Source organism: Mesorhizobium sp. RIZ17 (assembly GCF_051127865.1).
In the GTDB taxonomy this organism is placed as follows: Bacteria; Pseudomonadota; Alphaproteobacteria; order Rhizobiales; family Rhizobiaceae; genus Mesorhizobium; species Mesorhizobium humile.
On the sequence record NZ_CP147861.1, the window covers coordinates 793,527 to 818,628 of the forward strand.

At 63.9% G+C, this 25,102-nt stretch carries 29 protein-coding genes; 25 read left to right on the plus strand and 4 right to left on the minus strand.

Annotation, left to right across the window (positions count from 1 at the left end):
* Positions 1 to 192: 192 nt before the first annotated feature.
* From WDX12_RS03875 to WDX12_RS03905, 7 genes are read left to right on the plus strand one after another with little or no spacing between them, the layout of a single operon-like run.
* On the plus strand, positions 193 to 282 hold the full coding sequence (locus tag WDX12_RS03875; RefSeq protein WP_036257910.1) for a K(+)-transporting ATPase subunit F: 90 nt from the start codon (positions 193 to 195) through the stop codon (positions 280 to 282).
* Positions 283 to 304: 22 nt separating this feature from the next.
* Positions 305 to 2,008 carry a potassium-transporting ATPase subunit KdpA gene (kdpA, locus tag WDX12_RS03880; RefSeq protein ID WP_434723991.1) on the plus strand — a complete coding sequence of 568 codons (1,704 nt, stop codon included), beginning with the start codon at positions 305 to 307 and terminating at the stop codon, positions 2,006 to 2,008.
* Positions 2,009 to 2,015: 7 nt separating this feature from the next.
* The gene (locus WDX12_RS03885) at positions 2,016 to 2,246 is read left to right on the plus strand and encodes a hypothetical protein (protein WP_320296855.1); all 231 of its coding nucleotides are present in this window, start codon (positions 2,016 to 2,018) and stop codon (positions 2,244 to 2,246) included.
* Positions 2,243 to 4,336 carry a potassium-transporting ATPase subunit KdpB gene (gene kdpB / locus WDX12_RS03890; protein ID WP_320296856.1) on the plus strand — a complete coding sequence of 698 codons (2,094 nt, stop codon included), beginning with the start codon at positions 2,243 to 2,245 and terminating at the stop codon, positions 4,334 to 4,336. Before WDX12_RS03885 ends, kdpB begins: the two co-directional genes overlap by 4 nt.
* A gap of 12 nt (positions 4,337 to 4,348) precedes the next feature.
* Positions 4,349 to 4,912, plus strand: a complete 564-nt coding sequence (kdpC, locus tag WDX12_RS03895; protein WP_434723992.1) for a potassium-transporting ATPase subunit KdpC — start codon at positions 4,349 to 4,351, stop codon at positions 4,910 to 4,912.
* 54 nt (positions 4,913 to 4,966) lie between these two features.
* The gene (locus WDX12_RS03900) at positions 4,967 to 7,690 is read left to right on the plus strand and encodes a DUF4118 domain-containing protein (RefSeq protein ID WP_434723993.1); all 2,724 of its coding nucleotides are present in this window, start codon (positions 4,967 to 4,969) and stop codon (positions 7,688 to 7,690) included.
* Complete coding sequence (locus WDX12_RS03905) at positions 7,687 to 8,388, plus strand: response regulator transcription factor (protein ID WP_434723994.1); 702 nt, start codon at positions 7,687 to 7,689, stop codon at positions 8,386 to 8,388. Before WDX12_RS03900 ends, WDX12_RS03905 begins: the two co-directional genes overlap by 4 nt.
* Before the next feature lie 52 nt (positions 8,389 to 8,440).
* Here WDX12_RS03905 and WDX12_RS03910 read toward each other — a convergent pair whose 3' ends face one another.
* Complete coding sequence (locus tag WDX12_RS03910) at positions 8,441 to 8,992, minus strand: invasion associated locus B family protein (protein WP_434725770.1); 552 nt, start codon at positions 8,990 to 8,992, stop codon at positions 8,441 to 8,443.
* A gap of 152 nt (positions 8,993 to 9,144) precedes the next feature.
* On the opposite strand from WDX12_RS03910, the gene WDX12_RS03915 reads away from it, so the two are divergent.
* From WDX12_RS03915 to WDX12_RS03955, 9 genes are all read left to right on the plus strand, one after another.
* A complete protein-coding gene (locus WDX12_RS03915) occupies positions 9,145 to 9,531 on the plus strand; it encodes a hypothetical protein (protein WP_434723995.1) in 387 nt (128 codons plus the stop codon).
* A gap of 251 nt (positions 9,532 to 9,782) precedes the next feature.
* On the plus strand, positions 9,783 to 10,250 hold the full coding sequence (locus WDX12_RS03920; protein WP_434725771.1) for an NUDIX hydrolase: 468 nt from the start codon (positions 9,783 to 9,785) through the stop codon (positions 10,248 to 10,250).
* A gap of 112 nt (positions 10,251 to 10,362) precedes the next feature.
* Positions 10,363 to 10,686 carry an ArsR/SmtB family transcription factor gene (locus WDX12_RS03925; RefSeq protein ID WP_040990288.1) on the plus strand — a complete coding sequence of 108 codons (324 nt, stop codon included), beginning with the start codon at positions 10,363 to 10,365 and terminating at the stop codon, positions 10,684 to 10,686.
* Positions 10,683 to 11,087, plus strand: coding sequence for an SRPBCC family protein (locus WDX12_RS03930; protein ID WP_320296861.1), 405 nt, complete (start codon positions 10,683 to 10,685; stop codon positions 11,085 to 11,087). Before WDX12_RS03925 ends, WDX12_RS03930 begins: the two co-directional genes overlap by 4 nt.
* Positions 11,088 to 11,165: 78 nt before the next feature.
* Positions 11,166 to 11,558 (plus strand): VOC family protein, encoded by a 393-nt coding sequence (locus WDX12_RS03935; RefSeq protein ID WP_320296862.1) that lies wholly within the window; start codon positions 11,166 to 11,168, stop codon positions 11,556 to 11,558.
* A gap of 37 nt (positions 11,559 to 11,595) precedes the next feature.
* Positions 11,596 to 11,829: a hypothetical protein gene (locus WDX12_RS03940; protein ID WP_434723996.1), complete on the plus strand. Its 234-nt coding sequence runs from the start codon at positions 11,596 to 11,598 to the stop codon at positions 11,827 to 11,829.
* Positions 11,829 to 12,272: a DUF1801 domain-containing protein gene (locus WDX12_RS03945; protein WP_320296864.1), complete on the plus strand. Its 444-nt coding sequence runs from the start codon at positions 11,829 to 11,831 to the stop codon at positions 12,270 to 12,272. The genes WDX12_RS03940 and WDX12_RS03945 overlap by 1 nt, the downstream gene beginning before the upstream one ends.
* Positions 12,273 to 12,351: 79 nt before the next feature.
* Positions 12,352 to 12,750 carry a DUF1801 domain-containing protein gene (locus WDX12_RS03950; RefSeq protein ID WP_320296865.1) on the plus strand — a complete coding sequence of 133 codons (399 nt, stop codon included), beginning with the start codon at positions 12,352 to 12,354 and terminating at the stop codon, positions 12,748 to 12,750.
* A gap of 300 nt (positions 12,751 to 13,050) precedes the next feature.
* On the plus strand, positions 13,051 to 15,528 hold the full coding sequence (locus WDX12_RS03955; protein ID WP_434723997.1) for an EAL domain-containing protein: 2,478 nt from the start codon (positions 13,051 to 13,053) through the stop codon (positions 15,526 to 15,528).
* A gap of 99 nt (positions 15,529 to 15,627) precedes the next feature.
* On the opposite strand, the gene WDX12_RS03960 is transcribed toward WDX12_RS03955, so the two are convergent.
* Entirely contained in the window at positions 15,628 to 16,188 is a 561-nt protein-coding gene (locus tag WDX12_RS03960; protein ID WP_434723998.1) for a GNAT family N-acetyltransferase, read from the minus strand.
* 302 nt (positions 16,189 to 16,490) lie between these two features.
* Here WDX12_RS03960 and WDX12_RS03965 point away from each other — a divergent pair, with 302 nt between their 5' ends.
* Positions 16,491 to 16,946 carry a DUF2214 family protein gene (locus tag WDX12_RS03965; RefSeq protein ID WP_434723999.1) on the plus strand — a complete coding sequence of 152 codons (456 nt, stop codon included), beginning with the start codon at positions 16,491 to 16,493 and terminating at the stop codon, positions 16,944 to 16,946.
* 238 nt (positions 16,947 to 17,184) lie between these two features.
* Here WDX12_RS03965 and nth read toward each other — a convergent pair whose 3' ends face one another.
* Positions 17,185 to 17,991, minus strand: coding sequence for an endonuclease III (gene nth / locus WDX12_RS03970; protein WP_320296869.1), 807 nt, complete (start codon positions 17,989 to 17,991; stop codon positions 17,185 to 17,187).
* 23 nt (positions 17,992 to 18,014) lie between these two features.
* On the opposite strand from nth, the gene WDX12_RS03975 reads away from it, so the two are divergent.
* Positions 18,015 to 18,509: a DUF2244 domain-containing protein gene (locus tag WDX12_RS03975; RefSeq protein WP_320296870.1), complete on the plus strand. Its 495-nt coding sequence runs from the start codon at positions 18,015 to 18,017 to the stop codon at positions 18,507 to 18,509.
* Positions 18,510 to 18,594: 85 nt separating this feature from the next.
* Here the strand turns inward: WDX12_RS03975 and WDX12_RS03980 are convergent, their stop codons facing one another.
* On the minus strand, positions 18,595 to 19,410 hold the full coding sequence (locus WDX12_RS03980) for a class I SAM-dependent methyltransferase (protein ID WP_434724000.1): 816 nt from the start codon (positions 19,408 to 19,410) through the stop codon (positions 18,595 to 18,597).
* Positions 19,411 to 19,525: 115 nt separating this feature from the next.
* Between WDX12_RS03980 and WDX12_RS03985 the strand changes: the two genes are divergently transcribed.
* The 7 genes from WDX12_RS03985 (at position 19,526) to WDX12_RS04015 (ending at position 25,055) form a co-directional block, all read left to right on the plus strand.
* Positions 19,526 to 20,431: a methylated-DNA--[protein]-cysteine S-methyltransferase gene (locus WDX12_RS03985; RefSeq protein ID WP_320296872.1), complete on the plus strand. Its 906-nt coding sequence runs from the start codon at positions 19,526 to 19,528 to the stop codon at positions 20,429 to 20,431.
* Between the two features lie 238 nt (positions 20,432 to 20,669).
* Positions 20,670 to 21,143 (plus strand): hypothetical protein, encoded by a 474-nt coding sequence (locus tag WDX12_RS03990; protein ID WP_434724001.1) that lies wholly within the window; start codon positions 20,670 to 20,672, stop codon positions 21,141 to 21,143.
* A gap of 22 nt (positions 21,144 to 21,165) precedes the next feature.
* On the plus strand, positions 21,166 to 21,558 hold the full coding sequence (locus WDX12_RS03995; protein WP_434724002.1) for a hypothetical protein: 393 nt from the start codon (positions 21,166 to 21,168) through the stop codon (positions 21,556 to 21,558).
* On the plus strand, positions 21,525 to 22,085 hold the full coding sequence (locus tag WDX12_RS04000; protein WP_434724003.1) for a hypothetical protein: 561 nt from the start codon (positions 21,525 to 21,527) through the stop codon (positions 22,083 to 22,085). Before WDX12_RS03995 ends, WDX12_RS04000 begins: the two co-directional genes overlap by 34 nt.
* On the plus strand, positions 22,060 to 22,542 hold the full coding sequence (locus WDX12_RS04005) for a hypothetical protein (RefSeq protein WP_434724004.1): 483 nt from the start codon (positions 22,060 to 22,062) through the stop codon (positions 22,540 to 22,542). The genes WDX12_RS04000 and WDX12_RS04005 overlap by 26 nt, the downstream gene beginning before the upstream one ends.
* 150 nt (positions 22,543 to 22,692) lie before the next feature.
* Entirely contained in the window at positions 22,693 to 23,598 is a 906-nt protein-coding gene (locus tag WDX12_RS04010; RefSeq protein ID WP_434724005.1) for a ribokinase, read from the plus strand.
* Positions 23,598 to 25,055: an amidase gene (locus WDX12_RS04015; protein WP_434724006.1), complete on the plus strand. Its 1,458-nt coding sequence runs from the start codon at positions 23,598 to 23,600 to the stop codon at positions 25,053 to 25,055. Before WDX12_RS04010 ends, WDX12_RS04015 begins: the two co-directional genes overlap by 1 nt.
* Positions 25,056 to 25,102: the final 47 nt, after the last annotated feature.

Here is a 25,102-nt window from a genome sequence, read left to right on the forward strand (position 1 = left end):
GATCGCTGTCACCTCCAAGGTGACGCGCGTTCGCATGCAGTTTTGATCCCACCGGTATCAGGCGGGAAAGCACGAGCGAAAACAAGGAACACCTGCAATGGACCTCATCGTTCTCGGGATCGGGATTTTATTCTTCGTCCTGTCCTTAGCCTACGTCAAAGCCTGCGACAGAATCTGAGAAAGGGCCCTTCCATGCTTTTCGACTACATCCTCGGCGGCGCGGTGACCTTGTTCCTGCTTGCCTACCTCACCTACGCGCTCATCCGCCCAGAGCGTTTCTGACCGGTACCCGGGAGAGCCCATCATGACTATAAATGGCTGGATACAGATCATCATCTATTGCGGGATCCTGCTTTTGCTCGTGAAGCCGTTCGGCGGCTACATGTACCGCGTTTTCAGCGGTGATCGCACCTTGCTGTCGCCGGTGCTCGTCCCCATCGAGCGTGGCCTCTATCGCCTGGCCGGCACAAGCGACAGGGAAGAACAGCACTGGGCCGTCTATGCGACGGGCATGCTGCTCTTCAACCTCGTCGGCCTGCTGGTCCTTTACACGCTGCAGCGGCTGCAGGGCGTTCTGCCCTACAATCCGGCCGGCATGAGCGCGGTCGACCCTGAGCTAGCCTTCAACACCGCCGCCAGCTTCGTCACCAACACCAACTGGCAGAACTACGGCGGCGAAAGCACGATGTCCTATCTCGTGCAGATGGCCGGCCTCACCGTCCAGAACTTCGTCTCGGCCGCCACCGGCATCGCCATCGCGGTTGCCTTGATCCGCGGCTTCGCCCGCGCCTCCGGCAAGTCGATCGGCAATTTCTGGGTCGATCTGACCCGCTGCACGCTCTACCTGCTCCTGCCTATGTGTATCGTGCTGACGCTGGTCTATGTTTGGCTGGGCATCCCGCAGACGCTTGGTCCGTATGTCGATGCCACCACGCTGGAAGGCGCCAAGCAGACCATCGCGCTCGGACCGGTCGCATCGCAGGTCGCCATCAAGATGCTCGGTACCAATGGCGGCGGCTTCTTCAACGCCAATGCCGCGCATCCGTTCGAGAATCCGGACGCGATCTCCAACCTGATCCAGATGCTGACGATCTTCGTGCTGGGCGCTGGCCTCACCAACGTCTTCGGCCGCATGGTCGGCAGCGAGCGCCAGGGCTGGGCGATCCTCGCCTCCATGGGCGTGCTGTTCATCGCCGGCGTCATCGTCTGCTACTGGGCCGAGGCTGCCGGCAACCCGCTGGTTCACGCGCTGGGCATCGACGGCGGCAACATGGAAGGCAAGGAGACGCGCTTCGGCATCGCCCTGTCGACACTGTTCGCGGTCATTACCACCTCCGCCTCCTGCGGCGCGGTCAATGCCATGCATGACTCGTTTACCGCGCTTGGCGGCATGATCCCGATCATCAACATGCAGCTCGGCGAGGTGATCGTCGGCGGCGTCGGCGCCGGCTTCTACGGCATCCTGATGTTCGTCGTCGTCGCCGTCTTCGTCGCCGGCCTGATGGTCGGCCGCACGCCGGAATATCTCGGCAAGAAGATCGAAGCCAAGGAGGTCAAGATGGCGGTGCTGGCCATTCTGTGCCTGCCGCTGGCGATGCTCATCTTCACGGCAATCGCCGTGGTCCTGCCGAGCGCGGTGGCCTCGATGGCCAATGGCGGCCCGCACGGCTTCTCCGAGGTCCTCTATGCCTACACGTCGTCGGCCGCCAATAACGGCTCCGCCTTTGCCGGCCTCACCGGCAACACGCCCTGGTTCAACCTCACGGGTGCTATCGGCATGCTGATGGGCCGCTTCCTGGTCATCATTCCGGCTTTGGCCATCGCCGGCTCGCTGGCCGCCAAGAAGACCGTGCCCGCCTCCGCCGGCACCTTCCCGACCGACGGCACGCTGTTCGTCGGCCTCCTGGTCGGCGTCATCGTCATCGTCGGCGGCCTCACCTTCTTTCCGTCGCTCGCCGTCGGTCCGATCGTCGAGCATCTGGCGATGATCCACGGACAGACCTTCTGAGATGACCATGCCCTGGTTCAACCAGATACGTCGGGACGACCGTCACCAGACCGGTGACGGAGCCCCCGACAACGGAAGGGACGAGAAGCCTCGTCCTTTCCCGACGCTTTCAACCTTTCTCGGCATGGCGGCCGTGCTGTTCGTGCTGTGGCTGCTGGCCACCGGCCTTCCGCACCTGTTCCCGAAGACCGAACACCCGGCGCCGTCCAACATAACCGATACCGGAGCCCGAAAATGAGCCAATCCAAATCCGCGAGCATTATGGATGCCCGCATCCTGGTGCCCGCCATCGGCGGCGCCTTCCGCAAGCTTGATCCGCGCACGCTGGTCAGGAATCCGGTGATGTTCGTCGTTGCGGTCGTCTCGCTGCTCACCACAGTGCTTTTCATCCGCGACCTGGTCACCGGCAGCGGCGATCTCGGTTTCACCTTGCAGATCATCATCTGGCTGTGGTTCACCGTGCTGTTCGCCAATTTCGCCGAGGCCGTAGCCGAGGGCCGTGGCAAGGCGCAGGCCGACTCGCTGCGCAAGGCGCGCACCGAGACCCAGGCCAAGCTGCTCGTCAACGGCGACCGCACCAAATTCAAGCTGGTCCCTGGGACCAGCCTGAAGGTCGGCGACGTCGTGCTGGTAGAGGCCGGCGACATCATCCCGTCCGACGGCGAGGTGATCGAAGGCGTGGCCTCCGTCAACGAAGCCGCGATCACCGGCGAATCCGCGCCCGTCATCCGCGAATCCGGCGGCGACCGCTCCGCCGTCACCGGCGGCACCCAGGTTCTGTCGGACTGGATCCGCGTGCGCATCTCAGCCGCATCCGGCCACACCTTCCTCGACCGCATGATCTCGCTGGTTGAGGGCGCCGAGCGCCAGAAGACACCGAACGAGATCGCGCTCAACATCCTGCTTGTCGGCATGACGTTGATCTTCGTGCTGGCCACCGCGACCATTCCGAGCTTCGCTTCCTATTCCGGCGGCTATATCCCGGTGACGATCCTCGTTGCGCTCTTCGTCACGCTGATCCCGACCACGATCGGCGCGCTGCTGTCGGCCATCGGCATCGCCGGCATGGATCGTCTCGTGCGCTTCAACGTGCTTGCCATGTCCGGCCGCGCCGTCGAGGCCGCCGGCGACGTCGACACGCTTCTCCTCGACAAGACCGGCACCATCACGCTCGGCAACCGCCAGGCAACCGAGTTCCGTCCGGTCAAGGGCGTCACCGAGCAGGAATTGGCTGATGCGGCACAGCTCGCCTCTTTGGCCGACGAGACGCCGGAAGGCCGCTCCATCGTCGTGCTGGCCAAGGAGAAATACGGTATCCGTGCCCGCGACATGGCCACGCTGCATGCGGCTTTCGTACCCTTCACCGCGCAGACCCGCATGAGCGGCGTCGACATCGACGGCTCGTCCGTGCGCAAGGGCGCCGTCGACGCGGTGCTCGCCCATGTCAGCCAGGCGACGACGGCCGCTCACGGAACCCGTCCGACCAGCGACACCATCCGCGATCTGCAGGCCATCGCCGCCGAGATCGCCAAGGCCGGCGGCACGCCGCTGGCGGTCGAGCGCGACGGCCGCCTGCTCGGCGTCGTCCACCTCAAGGACATCGTCAAGGGCGGCATAGCCGAGCGTTTCGCGGAGCTGCGCAAGATGGGCATCCGCACAGTGATGATCACCGGCGACAACCCGCTCACCGCCGCGGCCATCGCCGCCGAAGCCGGCGTCGACGACTTCCTCGCCCAGGCCACGCCCGAGAACAAGCTGTCGCTGATCCGCGAGGAACAGGCCAAGGGCAAGCTGGTTGCCATGTGTGGCGACGGCACCAACGACGCGCCTGCGCTCGCCCAGGCCGATGTCGGCGTCGCCATGAACACCGGCACCGTCGCCGCGCGCGAGGCCGGCAACATGGTCGACCTCGACAGCGACCCGACCAAGCTGATCGAGATCGTCGAGATCGGCAAGGCGCTGCTGATGACGCGCGGCTCGCTGACAACCTTCTCGATCGCCAACGACGTGGCCAAGTACTTCGCCATCATCCCGGCGATGTTCGCGGTCTTCTACGTCGCGCCCGGCCAGTCCACCGGTCCGCTGCAGGCGCTCAACATCATGCATCTGGCGACGCCGCAAAGCGCAATCTTGTCGGCCATCATCTTCAACGCGCTGATCATCATCGCGCTGATCCCGCTGTCGCTGAAGGGCGTGAAATACCGCGCCATCGGCGCCGGCTCGCTGCTCACCCGCAACCTGCTGGTCTATGGCCTCGGCGGCATCGTCGTGCCGTTCGTCGGCATCAAGGCGATCGACCTGATCGTCACGGCCCTCGGCCTCGCATAAGGATTGACCCTGATGTTCAAGCAACTCAGACCCGCTTTTGTCATGATCGTCTTCTTCACGGTGCTGACCGGCCTCATCTATCCGATCGGCATGACCGGCATCGCCCAGGCGCTGTTTCCGGCCCAGGCCAATGGCAGCCTCATCCAGAAAGATGGCAAGGTCATCGGCTCCAGCCTGATCGGCCAGGCTTTCGCCGGCGACCGCTATTTCCATGGCCGGCCGTCGGCAGCCGGCGACGGTTACAACGCCGCCTCCTCAGGCGGCTCGAATCTCGGCCCGACAAATCCCAAGCTCATCGAGCGCATCAAGGGCGACGCCGGGAAGCTGAAGACCGAGAACCCGAACCAGCCGGTGCCGATGAACCTCGTCACCACCTCGGGTAGCGGCCTCGATCCCGACATCAGCCCGGAGGCCGCCTATTTCCAGGTGCCGCGCGTCGCCAAGGCCCGCGGTGTGGACGAGACCAAGGTGAAGGCGCTCGTCGACAGCCATGTCGAGGATCGCGAGCTCGGCATCCTCGGCGAGCCGGTTGTCAACGTGCTGGCGCTGAACCTGGCGCTGGACGAGCTGAAGTAATCCGCCCGCGCCGGGGATCGACACGGTTCCCGGCGCAATTCATGATTGGACCTGATGCCGGACGACAGGACCGACCCTAAGAACCGACCCTCCCCCGACGCGCTCCTCGAGCATGCCGAGCGCGAGGGCCGTGGCCGTCTGCGCATATTTCTCGGCGCCGCGCCCGGCGTCGGCAAGACCTACGAGATGCTGATGGCGGGCCGCGCCCGCCGCGCCGACAGCACCGATGTCGTGATCGGCATCGTCGAGACGCACGGCCGCAAGGAAACCCAGGCCCTGGTCGACGGCTATGAGGTGATCCCGCGCCGCCTGGTCGAGTATCGCGGCCAAACCCTCGACGAGATGGACATCGACGCCATCCTGAAGCGGCGCCCTGCGCTGGTCCTGGTCGACGAGCTTGCCCACACCAACGCGCCCGGTAGCCGGCATCCCAAACGCTATCTCGATGTGCAGGAGATCCTTGCGCAAGGCATCGACGTCTACACCACGCTCAACATCCAGCATGTCGAAAGCCTGAACGACGTCGTCGCCCAGATCACGCGCGTCCGGGTGCGCGAGACGGTTCCCGATTCCATCCTCGACGAGGCCGACGACATCGAGATCATCGACCTCACTCCCGACGACCTGATCAAACGGCTGCAGGACGGCAAGGTCTATTTCCCCAACACCGCGCAGCGCGCGATCGAGAATTACTTTTCGCCGGGCAATCTGACGGCGCTGCGCGAGCTGGCCTTGCGCCGCACGGCCCAGCGCGTCGACGAGCAACTGCTCAACCACATGCAGTCGCACGCCATTCCGGGGCCTTGGGCCGCCGGCGAGCGGGTTCTCGTCTGCGTCGACTCGCAACCTGGCGGAGCGGCCCGCATCCGCTATGCGCGCCGGCTCGCCGACCGGCTGCGCGCGCCCTGGACGGCGCTGCATATCGACACGCCACGCCTGGCAGGCCTATCCGAGGACGACAAGGACCGCCTGGCGATGAACCTGCGCCTTGCCGAGCAGCTCGGCGCCGAGGTGACGACCATCCCCGGCCAGAACGTCGCCCAGGACATCGTGCACCACGCGACGGCGAACAACTTCACCCATATAGTCATCGGCAGGCCGACCCGCTCACGCTGGCGGGAACTGATCGAGGGCTCGCTCACCTATGATCTAATCCGCAATGCCGGCGACATCAGCGTTCACGTCATTTCGGGAACCGAGCGAAATAAAGAGGCGCCGTCAAGGAGGGTCGGCACGGCGACGGAACAGAGGCCGTTTGATGTCTGGCCTTACCTGCTTGCCACCGCCTATGTCACAGGTTCGTTGGCGGTCAGCACGGTTCTCGATCAGTTTCTCGACGTTCGCAATCTAGCGATCGTCTTTCTACTGGCGGTGCTGACATCGGCCGTGACCTCAGGACTCTGGCCGGCGCTGTACGCCTGTCTCGTCAGTGCCCTTGCCTTCAACTTCTTTTTCCTTCCGCCGCGTTACACGCTGACGATCAGAGATCCAGAGAGCATCGTCGCATTCTGCGTCTTCCTCGTTGTCGCCGTCATCGCCAGCAATCTGACCGCGCGCGTGCAGCGCCAGGCGGTCGCCGCGCGTTCGCGCGCACGCGCAACGGAAGATATCTATTCCTTCTCGAAAAAGCTCGCGGGCGCCGGCACGCTCGACGACGTGTTGTGGGCCACCGCCTTCCAGATCGCTTCGATGCTGAAAGTCCGCGTGGTGCTGCTGCTGCCCGAAAACGGCACGATCACCGTGAAGGCCGGCTATCCGCCCGACGACACGCTGGCCGAGGCCGACATCGCGGCGGCCCGCTGGGCCTGGGAGCACAACCGCGCCGCCGGCCGCGGCGCCGACACCTTGCCGGGCGCAAAACGTCTCTACCTCCCCTTGCGGACGGGGCGGACCGCGATCGGCGTGGTCGGCCTCGACAACGACAAGCAAGGGCCGCTGCTGACGCCCGAGCAGCAGCGGCTGCTCGACGCCCTGGCCGACCAGGCAGCGGTCGCCATCGAGCGCGTCCAGCTCGTCGCCGATGTCGACCGCGCCAGGCTGGCCGCCGAAGCGGACCGGTTGCGCTCGGCGCTGCTCACCTCGATCTCGCATGACCTCAAGACGCCGCTTGCCGCGATCCTGGGCGCGGCCGGCACGCTGAAGGAATTCGCGCCGGCGCTGCCGGAAAAGGATCGCGCGGACCTGCTGGCGACGGTTGTCAGCGAGGCGGAACGGCTGAACCGCTTCATCGCCAATCTGCTCGACATGACCAGGATCGAGTCGGGCGCGATGGAGCCGAACCACGCATTCCACTATGTCGGCGACGTCGTCGGATCGGCGTTGAACCGGGCGCAGAAGATCACCGCCGAGCACAGAATAGAGACCGACATTCCGGCCGACCTGCCGATGCTGCGGCTTGATCCGGTTCTGTTCGAGCAGGCATTGTTCAACCTCCTCGACAATGCCGCCAAATACGCCTCGCCCGGCTCGGCCATCCGGCTGCAGGCCTGGGTCGACAATGGCGCCGTCATCCTGCAGGTGATGGACGAGGGACCGGGCATCCCGCCGGATGATCTGGAACGGATATTCGACACCTTCTACCGTGTGCGCAAGCGCGACCAGGTGCGCGCCGGCACGGGCCTCGGCCTATCGATCAGCCGTGGCTTCATCGAGGCGATGGGCGGCACGATCGCGGCCGCCAACCGCACCGATCGTCCGGGCGCGATCTTCACCATCCGCATGCCGGTGCCGGCTGAGTTGCCAGCGCTGGGCACGCCCCTTACGGACGATGCGGCATGACAAATCAGACCGTTTCCATATTGGTCGTCGACGACGAACCGCCGATCCGCAAATTGCTGCGCGTCGGCCTCGGCAGCCAGGGCTACACGGTCTCCGAGGCGCCGAACGCCAAGGCGGCTATCGAACTCATGCAGATAGAACGGCCCGACCTTATCCTGCTCGATCTCGGCCTGCCCGGCATGACCGGCCTCGAGCTGCTCGGCAAATGGCGCGCCGACGGCCTCGACGTTCCGGTCGTCATCCTGTCCAGCCGCACCGACGAGGCCGGTATCGTCTCGGCGCTAGAGCTCGGCGCCGACGACTACGTGACCAAGCCTTTCGGCATGAACGAGCTGATCGCGCGCATCCGCGTGGCGCTGCGCCACAAATTCCAGCAGCAGGGTGAGAAGCCGGTATTCCATACCGGTGACCTCTCCGTCGACCTGGTCAAGCGCATCGTCAAGGTCGAGGGCAAGGAAGTGAAACTGTCGCCCAAGGAATACGACATCCTGCGCATGCTCGTGCAGTATGCCGGCAAGGTGCTGACGCACCAGTTCCTGATGAAGCAGATCTGGAACGACTCGACCGATGTCCAGTATCTCAGGGTCTATGTGCGCCAGCTGCGCCAGAAGATCGAGAAGACCCCGGACCAGCCACGCTACATCATCACCGAGACCGGCGTCGGCTACCGCCTGCGTGAGGTGGACGGAAACGAATAAGGCGACCGGCTTTCGCCGATCGCCCTCAAAACGAATATCCTCGTTTCGCCGATCAATCCGCCGATAAATCCGCCGTCCGGGCGAGCGCGCTGCCGAAGCCGTTGAGCGAGATGGTGAAGGAGATCGGCTGCGTCGTGTCGGCGGCCGTGGCGTTCAGCGTGGTGCCGTTCTGCATGAGCGGCGTGGTATCGGCATCGAACGCCGCCGGCACCAGGCAACCCACCGCCTGGCAGGTGTTGAATTGCAGCGTGCCGTCCAGCTTCTTGTCGTCGATCTCGAGCGAAATGCCATTGGCCAAGGCAAGCCCGAAGGGCAGCGCCAGCGTGCCGGTTGAGTCCTGGCCGGTCTTGGTCGTCAATTCGACTGCCAGCAGCCGCTGGCCGCTCTGCTTGTTGAACTGCTGATGCGACAGGCTGCAGACCTTGTTGGCGCCGGTGACCTGGCAGTTGACCGTCCAGTCGCCATGCGTTTCCGAAAGCGCCGAGGGCCGCCAGGCAGCTGCGGCTTGACCGCGCCGGCGGGCTGGGCCGCGGGCGCCACCTTGTCGCCCTTGTTCTGCGCGGCAAGCGCAGGCATGCCTGCGATACCCGCAGCAACCGCCAATATTGCGACGGTCAAACTATACCTGCTTGTCATGCAAACCCTCTTCACCAACCGGCCAGTCACGCACACACGGGACGGAGCCGCGCGATAGAGCCGCCATTCCAGCACCGCCATCAAGTGCGATGCTGGATCACGCGCCGGATTTTCTTTGGCATGACAATCGATCAACTGACCATGGCACATCCCCACACACGTCCTATATCATGGGGAGGTTTTCATGCGGGTAAGGAAGCGATGTCGCGGTCTCGCCTATCGGCATTTCTGCTATTGGCTGTCCTGGCGAGCGCTGGCTTGGTGGGTATGATTTCCTGCGCCTCTGCGCAGGTCGTCATCCCGACGAATCGCAACGCATTGGTGCAGCAGAACCAGCTGCAGCAGTTGCAGAACCAGCTGCAACGGCAGCAATACCAGCAGCAACAGCAATTGTATCGCGAGCTTGACCGGCAAAGCGTGCCCAAGCCCCGGCCCGATGTGCCGGTGTATGGCCAGACATGTCGAATGGAAGCAGTCGGCAACACGATTTCACGGGTTTGCCGCTGACATTTCGCTTTTTTCAGTTTATTAGCCGACTTACTTGCTGGCAAAATGCCGGATTGCAAGGGCGGTGGTTCTGGAGCAATTCCCGGAAAAGTGTGACACGGTTTTCCGTCAGGAATTGCGTCAAAACTAAAGAGATAGAGCGGTTCGCCGTTTCCGTGAAACGGTGAAACGCTCTAGGGTTTGCAGAGGGAAGGTTTTTGCCCGCGCGGATAGCGTGTGCGGCAGGGATGCTGCTCTCACCGGAATTTGGGATGGCAACAACCAAGAAGAAAGCAGTTCGCAGAGCCAAGAAAGGCCAACGGATCCGCCAGGTGGCGGCCATTCCGTATCGGGTGCGAGAGGACGGCAGCCTCGAAGTGTTGCTGGTCACCTCACGCACCACGCGGCGCTTCATCGTGCCAAAGGGTTGGCCGATGAAAGGCAAGAGCGGGCGCAAGGCGGCAACGATCGAAGCCCAGGAAGAAGCCGGCGTTCTCGGCAGGACGCTGAAGCAGCCTGCCGGCACCTATTCCTATTGGAAACGTATGACCAACGGCTTCATTCGCGTGGACGTTGCGGTCTATCTGCTTGAGGTAACCGAGGAGCTGGCCGACTGGCGGGAAGCCGCGAACCGGCACCGCGCATGGCTGCCGCCGACGGATGCTGCCTTGCTCATCGACGAGCCGGAGCTTTCGACGCTGCTTAGGGATTTGACTGTTCCGGCGGCCGATCCGCCATAGCGGCTTCGCCGGCTCGGCGTCGCGGTTCCGCCTGATGCCCACATTCGCGGCTTGACTCATACATATCCCGGCGGTTATACGTCAATCAATAGCCAACGGGTTATTGATTGTGATGACCACCGCGCACGATATGCTGTTCAGGACGCTTGCCGATCCGACCAGGCGCGCCATCTTCGAACGTCTCTGCCGTCAGGGCGAGCAGACGGTTGGAGCGCTGACCGCGCAGGCCGGCGTATCGCAGCCGGCGGTGTCGAAGCATCTGGGCGTCCTCAAGGAGGCGGGACTGGTGCGAGACCGCCATGAAGGGCGCCAGACCCATTACAGCGCCCAGCTCAAGGCGCTGGCGCCGTTGATGGACTGGACGCGCGACATGGCGGGGTTTTGGGAAAGCCGGTTTGACGATCTGGAGGATCTGCTCAAAAGGATGGATCAATGAATGAAGCCGCAACGCGCTCCGTCATTGTCGAGCGCGAGATACCTTTTCCGCCGGAAAAGATCTGGCGCGCGCTCACCCAACCGCATCTCATCGAGGAGTGGCTGATGAAGAACAGCTTCAAGCCGGTCGTGGATCATCGCTTCAGCCTGAACGCCGAATGGGGCGGTGTCGACTGCCAGGTGCGGACGGTCGAGCCCAACAGGACCCTGTCCTACAGCTGGGACACCAAGGATCTCGAGAGCGTCGTCACCTGGACGCTCACCCCGACGGGCAAGGGCACGCTTCTGCGCATGGAGCAGGTCGGCTTCCGCACCGACCAGGAGCCGTACTACCGCGGCGCCACGGTGGGCTGGAAGCGCAACTTCGCGGCCCTGGAGCAGCTGCTTTCGCGGATCGACTGACCTCCGCCGAAGCTTCAAAGGACAGACACGGTCCTGGCGGGGCGGCAAACCGCGGGCGTAAGCAATGGAGACACGAAAATGAAGATCAAGCTGACCAGCATCTATGTCGACGACCAGGAAAAGGCCCTTGGCTTCTATACCGAAATTCTGGGCTTCACCAAGAAAGCCGACTTCACCAATGGACCGTTTCGCTGGTTGACGGTCACCTCGCCTGACGATCCGGACGGCACCGAGCTGCAGCTGGCGCTCAACGACAATCCGGCGGCAAAGACCTATCAGCAGGCCATCTTCAAGCAGGGCCAGCCGGCGCTGATGCTGTTCACCGATGACATCCAGGCCGACCATGAGCGCATCAAGGCCAACGGCGGCAGCTTTGCCATGGCGCCGACCGCAGTGACCGGCGCCACCATCGCTCAGCTTAACGACACCTGCGGCAACCTCATTCAGCTTTCGCAGCTGGCGCGCTGGTAGGCAGCTCGATCCGTCTCGTCATTTAAGGGAGGTTAGATTGAACTGGAGCAAATGGATCAGGCAGCTTCATCGCTGGCTGTCGATCATCTTCACCGTCACCGTCATTGCCAACTTCACCGCCATGGCCATGGGCCCGCCGCCCGCCTGGATCGTCTATTCGCCGTTGATCCCGCTTTTCCTGCTGCTGTTCAGCGGGCTCTACATGTTCGTGCTGCCCTATGCCGCCGACCGGCGCGGCGAGCCGGCGGGCGAGCGCACGGGATCGGCCTGATGGCGAAGGCGAAAGCAAAGACTGCCGCGTCTCCGGACAAGGAGCCCGTCCTGCTTTCAGGCGGCAACCCGCAGATCGCCAAGGGCTATGGCGACGCGCCCGTGCAGGCCTATATCGCTGCGATGCCGGGCTGGAAGAGCGAGGTCGGGCGCCGGCTCGACCAGCTTATCATGCAGGCCGTCCCCAATGCGCAGAAGGCCGTCAAATGGAACTCTCCATTCTACGGCATGGAGGGCGAGGGCTGGTTCCTCGGCATCCATTGCTTCGCCAGATACATCAAGGTGGCGTTCTTCCGTGGAATGTCGCTGAAGCCCGTGCCCCCCGTCGAATCCAGGAGCAGGGACACGCGCTATTTCCACATCCATGAGGACGACCGGCTTGACGAGGAGCAGTTCGTATCCTGGGTCAAGCAGGCGAGCCAGCTGCCTGGCGAGCGGATGTAAGCGCACGAAAGATCAAGCGCCGTCTCCCTGAAAGGGACATGGTGGCGATCTCTTATCCAACTTCAAGGGAGAAACGGACATGCAACAAGGCGACACGCAGGACGGCAAGTCTCCATCCGAGCTGATCGACGCAAGGATCGAGGAGCTCGGCGACTGGCGCGGCGAGACGCTTGCCCGGCTCCGCGCCCTGATCAGGCAGGCCGCGCCGGAAGCCGTCGAGACATGGAAATGGCGCGGCGTGCCGGTCTGGGAGGACGCCGGCATGATTTGCACCGGCGAGACCTACAAGGCCGTCGTCAAGCTGACCTTCGCCAGGGGCGCGGCGCTGCCCGATCCCAAGAAGCTCTTCAACTCCAGCCTCGAAGGCAACACCCGGCGCGCCATCGATTTCAAGGAAGGCGACAAGATCGACGCTGATGCCCTGAAGGCGCTCGTTCGCGAAGCCGTGGCCCTCAACAAATCCAGGACCAAGCGCTGAGGCGGCTGCCCCTCGGCGCTATCGGATTGATGTTGCCGGCTTTTTCTTCTGTGTCCTCGCACTGCGGACCGATACTATGCACAAAATATCGGCATCACGCAGCGTAAGCGGCCTTCTGTAGCTGAGCAATAACTCATGAAACAAATACTGGACAAATTTATCGGCTGTTAAGCCAGGCGCGTTATCTGGATTGGTGTCGCCAGTAACTGGACGACATGCGGGGAAGAACATCGTCTCAACCGACGGATGAGCCAGTCGGACAGACACCGAGGGAGCCAGCGCAAGCTCCATGGGAATGGGATGAAGCTCTCATCGACCGATGCCGGACAGCGTCTCATCGGACTGGTCTGGCCCTTCGTCGCGGTCGTCCTGATCCAGGCACTGGTTGCGACGCTCAGCCTCCACACGCTGTCAGCCGTCCGCGCCTATGTCGGCGGCGAGAGCCAATGGTCGAAGGGGCAGAAACACGCCATCTATTTCCTGAGCCTCTATGCCGACACCGGCCGGGAAGAGTATTTCAGCGAATATCGGCAAGCCATCGCCGTGCCGTTGGCCGACCGCGCCGCGCGGCTGGCGCTCGACCAGGCCGAGCCCGACACGAATGCGGCCCGGCTCGGCTTTCTCGGTGGCAACAACCACCCCGACGATGTCGCCGGCCTGATCTGGCTATACCGGAATTTCCGTGGCGTGAGCTATCTCGATACCGCGATCCGCCACTGGACGGCCGCCGACGAGATGATCCTCGCCATTGACAGCCTCGGCGACGACATGCATCGAAATCTCGAAAAGGGGCCGGCATCCGCGGCCGAGATCAGCCTCTGGAAGGCGCAGATCCACCAGCTCGATCGCCGAATCGGGCCGCTCTCCAAGGCCTTTTCCGACAGTCTCGGCGAGGGATCGCGCTTCATCAAGATGGCGCTGACGGCGGCCAATCTCGCCACCGCCGCCCTGCTTATCGTGCTCGCCGTCTGGCGCACGCGCAAGCTGATGAAACAGCGCCAGGCCTTCCAGAACGCCCTCAACGCCGAGCGCGAGCGTGCCCAGATCACATTGGCCTCGATCGGCCAGGCCGTCATCAGCACCGATGCCGAGGGACGGCTGGACTATATGAATGCCGGGGCGGAAAGGCTGCTTGCCTGCTCGCTCGCCGCCGCCAAGGGCAGATCGGTCGCCTCATTGTTCCGGCTCCTCGATAAGGACAGCGGCGTCGAGGAGACCGATCTGGTCCCCCGCCTGCTGGCGGGCGAGCCGCGCCGCTCCAATGTGCGCCCGCAGCTTCTGGAGCGCGCCGACGGTTCGGTCGTGCCGGTGGCGCTGAACGGCGCGCCGCTGATCGTCTCCGGCGCGATCCTCGGTTGCGTCCTGGCCCTGCATGACATGACGCGCGAGCAGGATTATATCGAGCGCCTGTCGTGGCAGGCGTCGCATGATGCGCTGACCGGTCTCGTCAACCGCCGCGACTTCGAGAACCGTCTGGCAGGCGCGATCTCCGAGGCGCCGGAAAGCCCGCGCCGGCACGCGCTGATGTATCTCGATCTCGATCAGTTCAAGCTGGTCAACGATACGTGCGGCCATGCCGCCGGCGACCAGTTGCTGCGCCAGATCTCGGTGCTGCTCGCCAATGAGTTGCCGCCCGGCGACATCCTGGCGAGACTGGGCGGCGACGAGTTCGGCGTCCTGCTCTTCGACTGCGATGCCGATTGCGCCGCCGCCACGGCCGAACGGTTGCGCGCCACGGTCCAGGACCTGCATTTCTCCTGGGAAGGGCGTCCCTTCAACATCAGCGTCAGCATCGGTATGGTCGAAATCGCTAATGTCGGCATGACGCTGGAGGAGGTGCTGCGCGCCGCCGACGTCGCCTGCTACATGGCCAAGGAAAAGGGCCGCAACCGCGTCCAGCTCCACAGCGACGGCGACTCGGCACTTCGCGAGCGCTTCGGCGAGATGGCCTGGGTGCAGCGCCTGCATGCCGCGCTGGACGAGAACCGCTTCAGGCTGCATGCGCAGGAGATCGCACCGCTGCGGGACGATATCGCCGAGCCGGGCGCGCATATCGAAATCCTGCTCAGGCTGACCGACGAGGACGGCAGCTTCATCACCCCCCAGAGCTTCATCCCGGCGGCGGAGCGCTACGGATTGATGCCGGCGATCGATCGCTGGGTGGTGCGCAACGCCTTCGCCACACTAGCGGCCAGACGCACCGATCCCCGCGCGACCCCGATATCCACCTGCGCGATCAATCTCTCCGGCGCCACTTTCGGCGACGAGACGTTCCTCGGCTTCATGCGCGAGCAGTTCGCCGCGCATGCCATTGCGCCCGAAACGATCTGCCTAGAGATCACCGAGACGAGCGCCATCGCCAATCTCACCGAGGCCATGCGTTTCATTGCCGACCTGCGCGGGCTGGGCTGCCGCTTCGCGCTCGACGATTTCGGCTCCGGCATGTCGTCCTTCGCCTACCTGAAGCATCTGCCGGTCGACTATCTCAAGATCGACGGCGGCTTCGTCAAGGACATGCTCGACGACCGCATCGATCGCGCCATGGTCGAGATGATCCATCATATCGGCAAGGTGACGGGGAAACGCACCATAGCCGAATTCGTCGAAAGCGACGGCATCGTCGAAGCCTTGAAAGCGATCGGCGTCGATTACGCGCAGGGCTATGCCATAGCCAGGCCGCAGCCATTCGATGCGACGACGGTTCTGGGCACCCGGACGGGTGCAAAGGCGGACGCGTGGGAAGGCGTGGCGCGGGCCTTGCGCCGCAAGGCGGGCTAAAGCATGTCTCCCGAAAGTGGTCCCGGTTTCGGGACAAAGACATTCTTAAGATCAAAGACTTAAAGCAGGTTGCGTGAATCCTTTTTCACGCGACCTGCTTTAAGCGCTTCCCTTCCCGGATCCGGCCTGCCGTTCCAACAGGATCGTCGGCTTCTCGTGATAGGTGGTGCGCAAGATTTCCCGATAGCCGTTCTTCTCGGCCACCTTCTTCGAAGCGCCGTTTTCCGGATCGATGATGCAGACGGTTCTCGCCTGTCCGAGCGCCTCGTCGCTCCAGGCGACGATCCGCCCGACGACCTCGCTCGCAAGCCCCTGGCCATGCGCCTCCGAGGCCAGCGCCCAGCCCGCCTCCGGCACGCCTTCGATCGACGGCTCGATCTCACGCTTCAGATCGTGGAACCCGGCCTCGCCGATGAAACGCCCCGTCTTCTTGTCCTCGATCGCCCAGAATCCATAGCCGATCAGCGACCACAGGCCGGCATGGCGCAGGAAGCGCATCCAGCTCTCCTCCCGCGTTCGCGGCTTGCCGCCTATGAAGCGGGTGACGGCAGGCTCGGCCCACATGGCGGCATAGGTCTCGAAATCGTCCAGCCTGTGCGGCCGCAGAACGGTGCGCGCCGTCTCGAGGATCGGCACGCCGGCTTCCGTCTTGATGCTCATGGCATTCCCCTCCATTGAGGCGGCAGCGCTTAAGGCAATTCCAGGAAAAGTGTGAGCGGTTAGGCTCGGCGACTTCGCCATAGGCTTCCGTCCGGAATTGCATAAAAACAAAAGGCGAGTGCGTTTCACCGTTTCCGTGAACCGCACTAGCAAACCAGCGCGCGCGAACAAGGGCCAGGATAATGCAGTGGCTCTTCCAGCCATAGCAGCCATGGCGCGGCTGCGTCGCTATGGGCTTTTCGCCTGGCGATGCTAGTTTGCGCGCAACCAACCCAGAAACGCAATTCGACCGGAGAAGAATCATGGACACCGCCGACCTTCTGCTGGCCATCGTCCATCACCTTCTGGTGTTCTCGCTGGCCGGTATCATCGGCGCCGAGTTCGTGCTGGTGCGCGGCGATCTGGCGTCGCCGACGCTGAAGCGCCTTGCCGGCATCGACCGCCATTACGGCATCATCGCCGCGCTGATCGTCATCGTCGGCGTCTGCCGTGTGTTCTTCGGCCTGAAAGGCTGGGAATTCTACGTCTACAATTGGGTGTTCTGGGCAAAGATGGTGGCCTTCGCCATCGTCGGCCTGCTGTCGATCGTGCCGACCATGCGCTTCATCTCCTGGAACAGGCAGGCGAGCGGCGATCCGTCTTTCGCGGTGCCCGCGGCGGAACTGGCTTCGGTGAAGAACTATGTCCGCGCCGAGGGTTTCATCTTCCTGCTCATTCCGGTTTTTGCCGCGGCCATGGCCCGTGGCTACGGCTATTAGAGCAATCCCAGGAAAAGTGTGAGCGGTTAATGCATGTCGCGCAAAAGTGACCTCGGTTTTGCGGCAACGACATGCATCAAACAAAGGACCTAAAGCGCGTCGACTGAATCCGTTTCAGCGCGACGCGCTTTAGGCTCGGCGACTTCGCCGTAGCCTTCCGTCCGGAATTGCGTAAAAACAAAGAGATAGGGCGTTTCGCCGGTTCCGTGAAACGGTGAAAACACACGAGAACACCGCCCTAGGCTTCGACCGGAAACCTCTCATCCAGCGGCGCGATCTGCACCAGCGGGGCCGGCACGTCGGTGGTCTTTTCCTTCGACTTGCAGATGTCGGCGATCACGCAGGCCGGGCAATCGGGCTTGCGCGCCTTGCAGACATAGCGGCCATGCAGGATCAGCCAGTGATGCGCATGGCGCATGAATTCGGCCGGGATGACCTTGATCAGCCCTTGTTCGACCTGTTCCGGCGTCTTGCCGGGCGCCAGCCCGATCCGGTTGCCGATGCGGAAGATATGCGTGTCGACCGCCATGGTGTGCTGGCCGAAAGCGACGTTGAGCACGACATTGGCGGTCTTGCGCCCGACGCCAGGCAGCTTCACCAGCTCGTCGCGATCCTGCGGCACCTGTCCCGCATAATCGTCGATCAGCGCCTTCGACAGCGCGATCACGTTCTTGGCCTTGTTGCGCCACAGACCGATGGTGCGGATATGGTCGCCGACCTTGGCCTCGCCCAATGCCAGCATCTTGGCCGGCGTGTCGGCCGCGCCGAACAGCGCCTTCGTCGCCTTGTTGACGCCGGCATCGGTCGCTTGCGCCGACAGCACCACCGCGACCAGCAGGGTGAAGGCGTTGACATAGTCGAGCTCGCCTTTCGGCTCCGGCCGTTGCACGCAAAAGCGCCGGAATATCTCATGCACCTCGGCCGGCGTGTAGAGCGAGCGCGAAGCGGCTTTTGATGGCCGCCGACCAGGCGCCCGGCCGCCGCCCGCGACGGCGGGTTGAGGTTTTTTGACGGCTGCGGATTTTTTCGACTTGGGAGGCGCCATATCCCTTCCTATAATATCCCCTCATGAGCGACACAAACGCCTCATTCGAAGCCGACGAGCCATTTTTCCAGGCTTTGCTGACGCCGCACCGCTCGCTCGGCCGTACCGGCTTCCTGATCCTGATGGGAGCGCTTGTGTTCGGCTGGGCGGTCACCGGCGCCTTCTTCCTGGCGCACGGCGCCTGGCCGGTGTTTGGCTTCTTTGGCCTCGACGTGATCGCCGTCTACATCGCCTTCCGCGCCAATTACCGGGCGGCGCGCGCCCGCGAGGAAATCTCGGTCTCGCGCACCAGTCTCGACATCCGCAAGACAGCGCCTTCCGGCCGCTCGGAAGATCATCGCTTCAACCCTTTCTGGACGCGGTTCTCGATCGCCCGCCACAGCGAGATCGGAATCACCAAAATGGCCGTCGAAGCGCAGGGCAAGAGCGTGGCGATCGGCGCCTTCCTCAATCCCGACGACCGCGAAAGTTTCGCCACCGCCTTTTCGCGCGCGCTGGCGACCGCCAAGACGCGCTGAGCATGATCCCGAACCGAAGGTCCGCGTCAGCGAAAAGTGGACGCCGGTTTTCGGACAAGATCATGCTCACGGCAAAATAGCCGTTTCAGAACCGGTAGCGCAGCAGCCTGCCGACCTTGCGCATCGCCGGGATAAGCTTCCAGAGACCGACGAACAGACGCGCCGACCAGTTGAGGCGCGCCCCTTGCTCCGGCTTGTAGGACGGGATCTCGCCGATGAAGCGAAGCTTGGGCACCGCCTGCTCCAGGTCGCGCGGATCCTCTATGGCCCAATGGACCTCGGCGCCGGTCGCCTTGATGGCCGGATTGAGGCGCATCAGCTTCAGCCCGAACCGGCTATAGGCGTCGAACATCAACTCACCGCCGGCAAGATGCGAGACAAGCCGCGCAAGCAGCCGCGGTCCCTCGTCGGCGGGAAGATACGGCGTCAGCCCCTCCGCCACCACGATCGCCGGGCGATTGCGGGGCACCGCGGCCAGCCAATCCGGCTCGGTCACCGAGGAGGCGATCGGGTGGTAACGGTCCCTGGACGGGTAGAGCCTGCGCCTGAGCTCGACGACTTCCGGATAGTCAACGTCGAACCAGTCGATGCCTGGCAGTGGGTCGACACGAAATACCCGCGTATCGAGCCCGCATCCCAGATGCAGCACGATCGCGTCCGGATATCTTGCAAGGAAATCCGCGACGCAAACGTCCAGGGTCTTCGCCCTGATTGCAAATCCCAAACCGAGATTGGCATCGACCTTGAGCCTTGCGAAATCATAGTCGATCTTGCGCAACGCCTCGTCGGCGAAGCGGTCCTGGAGAAGCGAATTGGGCAGCCGGCTCTCCAGCGCCTTGCCGTAGAGCGTCATCAGCAAGGTTTCCCTTGCCCCGGTCAGATCAACCTTTTCGACGGCCATGATCGTCCTCTTCGGCCCGAAGCCCACTCTATCTGGGTGCTGTATGCGGGAAGGCAAGTTTCGGGTGGAGGCAAAGTTCTGGAAGACCGATATTCGGGACCAAGGAGATATTGCCATGAACGCTCAGATGACCACGAATACCCGCATGAAACCGACCGCGATCCTCCAGAACGACATCACGCCGGAAGGCAGCGACTACGACGTCGTGCGCCGCGCCATCGAGAAGATCAGCCTCGATTATCGCGATCAGCCCTCGCTCGAGGTCCTGGCCGAAGAGGTCGGCGAAACGCCGACCGGCCTGCAGAAACTCTTCACCCGCTGGGCCGGCTTGTCGCCCAAGGCCTTCCTGCAGGCGGTGACGCTCGACCATGCGCGCAGGCTGCTCGATTCCGGCATGCCGCTCTTGGAGACCTCGTTCGAGCTCGGCATGTCCGGTCCCGGCCGGCTGCACGACCTCTTCGTCACCCATGAGGCGATGTCGCCTGGCGACTACAAGACCCGGGGCGCGGGTCTCACCATCCGCTACGGCTACCACATCTCGCCTTTCGGCATCGCGCTGATCATGGTCACCGACCGGGGTCTCGCGGGCCTCGCCTTCTGTGACGCCGGCGGCGAGCGGGCCGCCTTCGCCGACATGTCAGGCCGCTGGCCGAACGCGACCTACGTCGAGGACATGTCGGCCACCCAGGCTTACGCCGCCCGGGTCTTCGACCCGACGCAATGGCGGGCCGACCAGCCGCTGCGCGTGGTGATGATCGGCACCGATTTCCAGCTTCGCGTCTGGGAAGCCTTGCTGCGCATCCCGATGGGCCGGGCCTGCACCTATTCCTCGATCGCGGCAAGCATCGGCGCGCCGAGCGCCAGCCGGGCCGTGGGCGCGGCGGTGGGCGCCAACCCGATGTCCTTCGTAGTGCCTTGCCACCGGGCGCTGGGCAAGTCCGGCGCGCTCACCGGCTATCATTGGGGCCTGACACGCAAGCGTGCCATCCTCGGCTGGGAAGCGGGACAAGTGACGTCATGAAACAATCGATTTTTTCGTATCCCGTTGCGAAAAACCGTGTTTCGTAATATAAGTCAGTGCAAGATAAATAAATACATCGATTTATTCACGAAATGCAACCGGCGACAACCTCTGGTTATTGTCGGTTTTGTTTGAAGTTGCTCTCCGACATTAGTTCATTTAACGCTAAATTAACCACGATAAAGGGAAGATGACCCCTACGTTGAGCCGCATCATCCGGCTCGAAAGTGGGGTTCCAATGAAGTTCTTTCGCGCCGCCATGGCTGCGAGCTTGCTGGCCGCCTGCACCTTCCAGACGGGGCAGGCCGCCACCACCGGAAACGTGCTGTTCAACGGCACGATCACCGCGACCTGCACGGTCACGATCAACTCCAACGGCACGATGACCGTCAGCAGCAATCTTCAGTCGCTGAGCTCGCACAATGCCGGCGGCTCCGCCGGCAGCGCTCAGGTCGATACCACGGGCGGCGTCTCGCTCAGCGTCGATCCGGTGACCACGACGACCGTGCCCGCCTCGGATACGACGGCCACGACATGGACCCCGACCTTTGCCACTTCCGGCGCGCAGACGATCGCCGAAACCGGCACCGCGACCGCGCTGACGGTGCCGGGTACATCGACGGTGGCGGTCAATCTCGCCGGCACCAAGAGCGGCACGAACCGCTTCTCCGCCGGCAACTACCAGGCAACGGTGACGCTGCGCTGCGAATAGCCTCTCGTGAAAGGAGCGGTCCTTGAGAACGATTGCAATTCTGGCGGCGGGCCTGACCGCCGCGTTGTCTCCCGTTGCAGCGACCGGCCAGTCGATGACGCCGATGCGGGGCGAAGTGCGATCCTTCACGGATGCCTTCGCCGTTCGCGTCTTCCCGGGCAACCCGTACAACCAGCGCATACGCGTGGAGGTGCATGTCTACGACCAGGATTTCCAGCCGGTCGACGCCAGGATCACGCCGAGCGCTTTCCTTCTGGCCGGTCAGGCGTCGCGCCCTGTCCTGGTGGTCGTCCCGTTCGGCGGCGCGAACGAGCGTAAAGTGCGTATCTGTACCGAGAGTATCCCCTTTCCAAGCGAGCAGACCCAGATAAGGGCACAGATATGCGGAAAGTTCTTCGGGCATCGCAGGTTCTGACCTTGTCCTTGCTGCCCGTCCTGGCGGTCGTAAGTCAGGGGCTTGCCGAGGATATCCTGAACCTGAACCAGAACCAGACGGGTTTCAGCCTGCCCGGCGTCAGCCTGCCTCAGGGCCAGGATGAGGTTCATGCCAGCGACGGCACGACCTGCCGCTCAGCCGTTTCCGGCAGCGGTGCCTATCTCGACCTTGGAGTCATCCGCGGCAACAACAGCAGCAACCAGGCCAACAGCGACATCGCCACATACGGCCGCGTGGTGATCCCGATCGGGCGGACTCCGAAACGCGTCGATTGCAGCCGCCTCTACGAGCTGGAGGTTGAGCGCCTGCAGCTGGAATTGAAGCTCCTCAAAATGGGCCTCGGCACCGATGGCCAGACGACGGGGAGCACGACGAACACCGCTGCCACGGCCGCAACAGCTTCCGCGGCTCCCGCAGCTCGCTCGGCGACGTCGGCAGGATGGGCCAATGAAGGCTGGAGCATCAGAGGCACGACCGGCAATGAGAAGAAGAAGAAGCGGAAATAGTCGAGCGCCGTTGGCGATAGCAGCGCTCGCCTGCTTCTGTCTCCCGGCACAGGCGGCGATCATCGGCACCTGCACGATCATGATCGGCGCCTCGGGGACGATGAAATCGAACCTGGCCATCAACACCCTGGGCTCCAAGCAGGCAGGTGGGTCAAGCGCCGGCGCCACCATCACCGCGAACTCGACGCTGTGTTCGATCCTAAACCTGCTAGACTGCTATACCGTCTCCGCGCCGGCGCCGATCGCTTTCACCTCGGCGCCGAGCGGCGGCGACACCAACGTCACCTTCGCCACCGTCTTCCGGCTCGACGGATCCGGGCTGGACATACCGGGCAGCTCGCCGCAGCGGGTGACCAACGGCACCCACACCATCCAGGTCGATCTGACCGCCACCAAGTCGCCCGGCATCTTCCCGGCAGGCAACTATCAGGGCACGGTCACGGTGCGCTGCGAATGATGCCTGTGGGCCAAGAGCCCGCGCAACCGGCATAATCTGGCAACCGGCGGTCTTTGCAGCTAGCTTCCGGCGCAATCAATTGTGTAAAAGCAAATACTTGGAGTTGGTCCCGTCAATCGAAGGCTGGACGGCTCCAGCAGGAGGCACTTCTTGATCATCGTTGTCGGCTCGATCAACCTCGACCTCATCGCCAATGTCGACCGTTTGCCGGAACCCGGCGAGACGGTGCGCGGCTCCGGCTTCGCCACCGCGCCCGGCGGCAAGGGTGCCAACCAGGCCCTGGCCGCTGCGCGCGCCGGCGCGCCGGTGCGCATGGTGGGCGCCGTCGGCAAGGATGGTTTTGCCGCCGAAGCGCTCGCCCTTCTCAAGGCCGGCAACGTCGATCTGTCCGGCGTCGGCCAGAGCTTCGCCTCCACCGGCACGGCGTTGATCCTGGTCGGCGCTGATGGAGAGAACGTCATCGCCGTCGTGCCTGGCGCCAACGACTCGGTAGTGCCGGGCGATGTCGCCAAGGCCTATCTCAAAAAGGGCGACGTCGTGCTCTTGCAGCATGAGATCCCGCTGCAGACGGTCGAGGCAACGCTCGACGCGGCGCGCGCGGCGGGCGCCGTCAGCGTGCTCAACACCGCGCCCTTCCGTGCCGAGGCCGCCGGATTCGTCGGCAAGGCCGACTATGCCGTCGCCAACGAAACCGAGTTCGATCTCTATGGCGAGGCGCTGGCGCTCTCGGGCCGCGATCGCCCTGCCCGCATGCGCGACTATGCCAAAAGGACAGGCCGCGCCATCGTCGTCACGCTGGGTGGCGACGGCGTGCTCGCCGCCACGCCGGAGGATTTCCTCACCGTTCCGGCGTTGAAGATCACGCCGGTCGACACGGTCGGCGCCGGCGATACCTTCTGCGGTTATTTCGGCGCCGGCCTCTCGTCCGGCCTGTCGCTCCAGGAGGCGCTCACCCGTGCCGCAGCCGCCGGTTCGCTTGCCTGCCTGAAACCCGGCGCGCAGCCGGCGATCCCGTTGGCAAAAGACGTCGACGCCGCCTTGGCGGGAGCCCGGTAATGGCCATGCGTCCCGTCACCAAGCATGCCGTGCCGCCGGCCGGCAATATCTGCCGCCTCTCCGCCGTCGAGCTTGCCGAAAAGATCAGGCAGCGCCATCTGTCGGCGCGCGAGGTCGCCGGCGCTTTCCTCGACCGCATCGAGGCGGTGAACCCGCTGGTCAACGCCATCGTTTCGCTGCGCGAGCGCGCCGATATCCTGACCGAGGCCGACAGGGCCGATGCTCATTTGGCCCGCGGCGGCGAGGCCGGATCGCTGTTCGGCCTGCCGATCGCCATCAAGGACCTCGCCCTGACGAAAGGGCTCAGAACCACCTTCGGCTCGCCGATCTTCGCCGATTTCATCCCCGACGTGGACGATTTCTTCGTCGAGCGCGTCCGCAAGGCCGGCGCCATCATCATCGGCAAGACCAATGTCCCGGAATTCGGGCTGGGCTCCAACACCTACAATCCGGTCTTCGGGCCGACGCTCAACGCCTTCGACCCGGCGCTCACCGCCGGCGGATCGAGCGGCGGCGCGGCCGTTGCGCTGGCGCTGGACATGGTGCCGGTCGCCGACGGCAGCGACTTCGGCGGCTCGCTGCGCAATCCGGCCGCCTACAACAATGTCTATGGCTTCCGTCCCTCGCAGGGCCTTGTGCCTGCAGGCCCGGACTTCGATGTCTTCCATTCGCAGATGGGCGTCGAAGGGCCGATGGGCCGCAACATTCGCGACATCGCGCTTTTGCTGGACGAACAGGCCGGCTACCACCCGCACGCGCCGCTGTCATATGCCAAGGAGGGCTCGTTCCTCGACGGCTTGGGCGCGAAAGCGGCCGGCGGCCGTATTGCCTGGCTGGGCGATCTCGGCGGCCGCCTGCCGACGGAACCGGGCGTACTCGACCTCTGCGAGGCCGCCCTTGCCCGCTTCGCCGACGCGTCGTTCCATAGCGAAGCCCTGGTTCCGGATGTCGATTTCGAGGCGCTGTGGCAGGCTTTCGTCACCTTGCGCCAGGCAAGCAGCGGCTGCGGGCTGAAATCGCATTACGATGACCCGGAAAAGCGCAAGCTTCTGAAGCCTGAGGCCGTCTGGGAAGTGGAACAGGCGATGCGCCTCACCGCGCCGCAGATCCATGCCGCGACCGTCCGGCGCACCTCCTGGCACCGAACGCTGCTGTCGCTGTTCGAGCGCTTCGACCTGATCGCGCTGCCCACCGCCCAGGTGTTTCCCTTCGACGTCTCGACCCACTGGCCGCGCGAGGTCGCGGGGCGGCCCATGGACAGCTATCACCGCTGGATGCAGGTCTCGGCCTTCGCCACGCTCGGCGGCTGCCCGGCGCTCAACGTGCCGGCCGGCTTCGACGCAAAAGGCCGGCCCATGGGCATGCAACTGATCGGCCGCCCGCGCGGCGACCTCGCCGTGCTCAAGGCCGGCGCCGCCTATGAGACGACGCTGCCCTGGCCGGTTGGGGCGGCCTGAGCGGTTCTGGTCGACAAGGCAGGGCGACTTGCGCCGGCGGCCGCGCC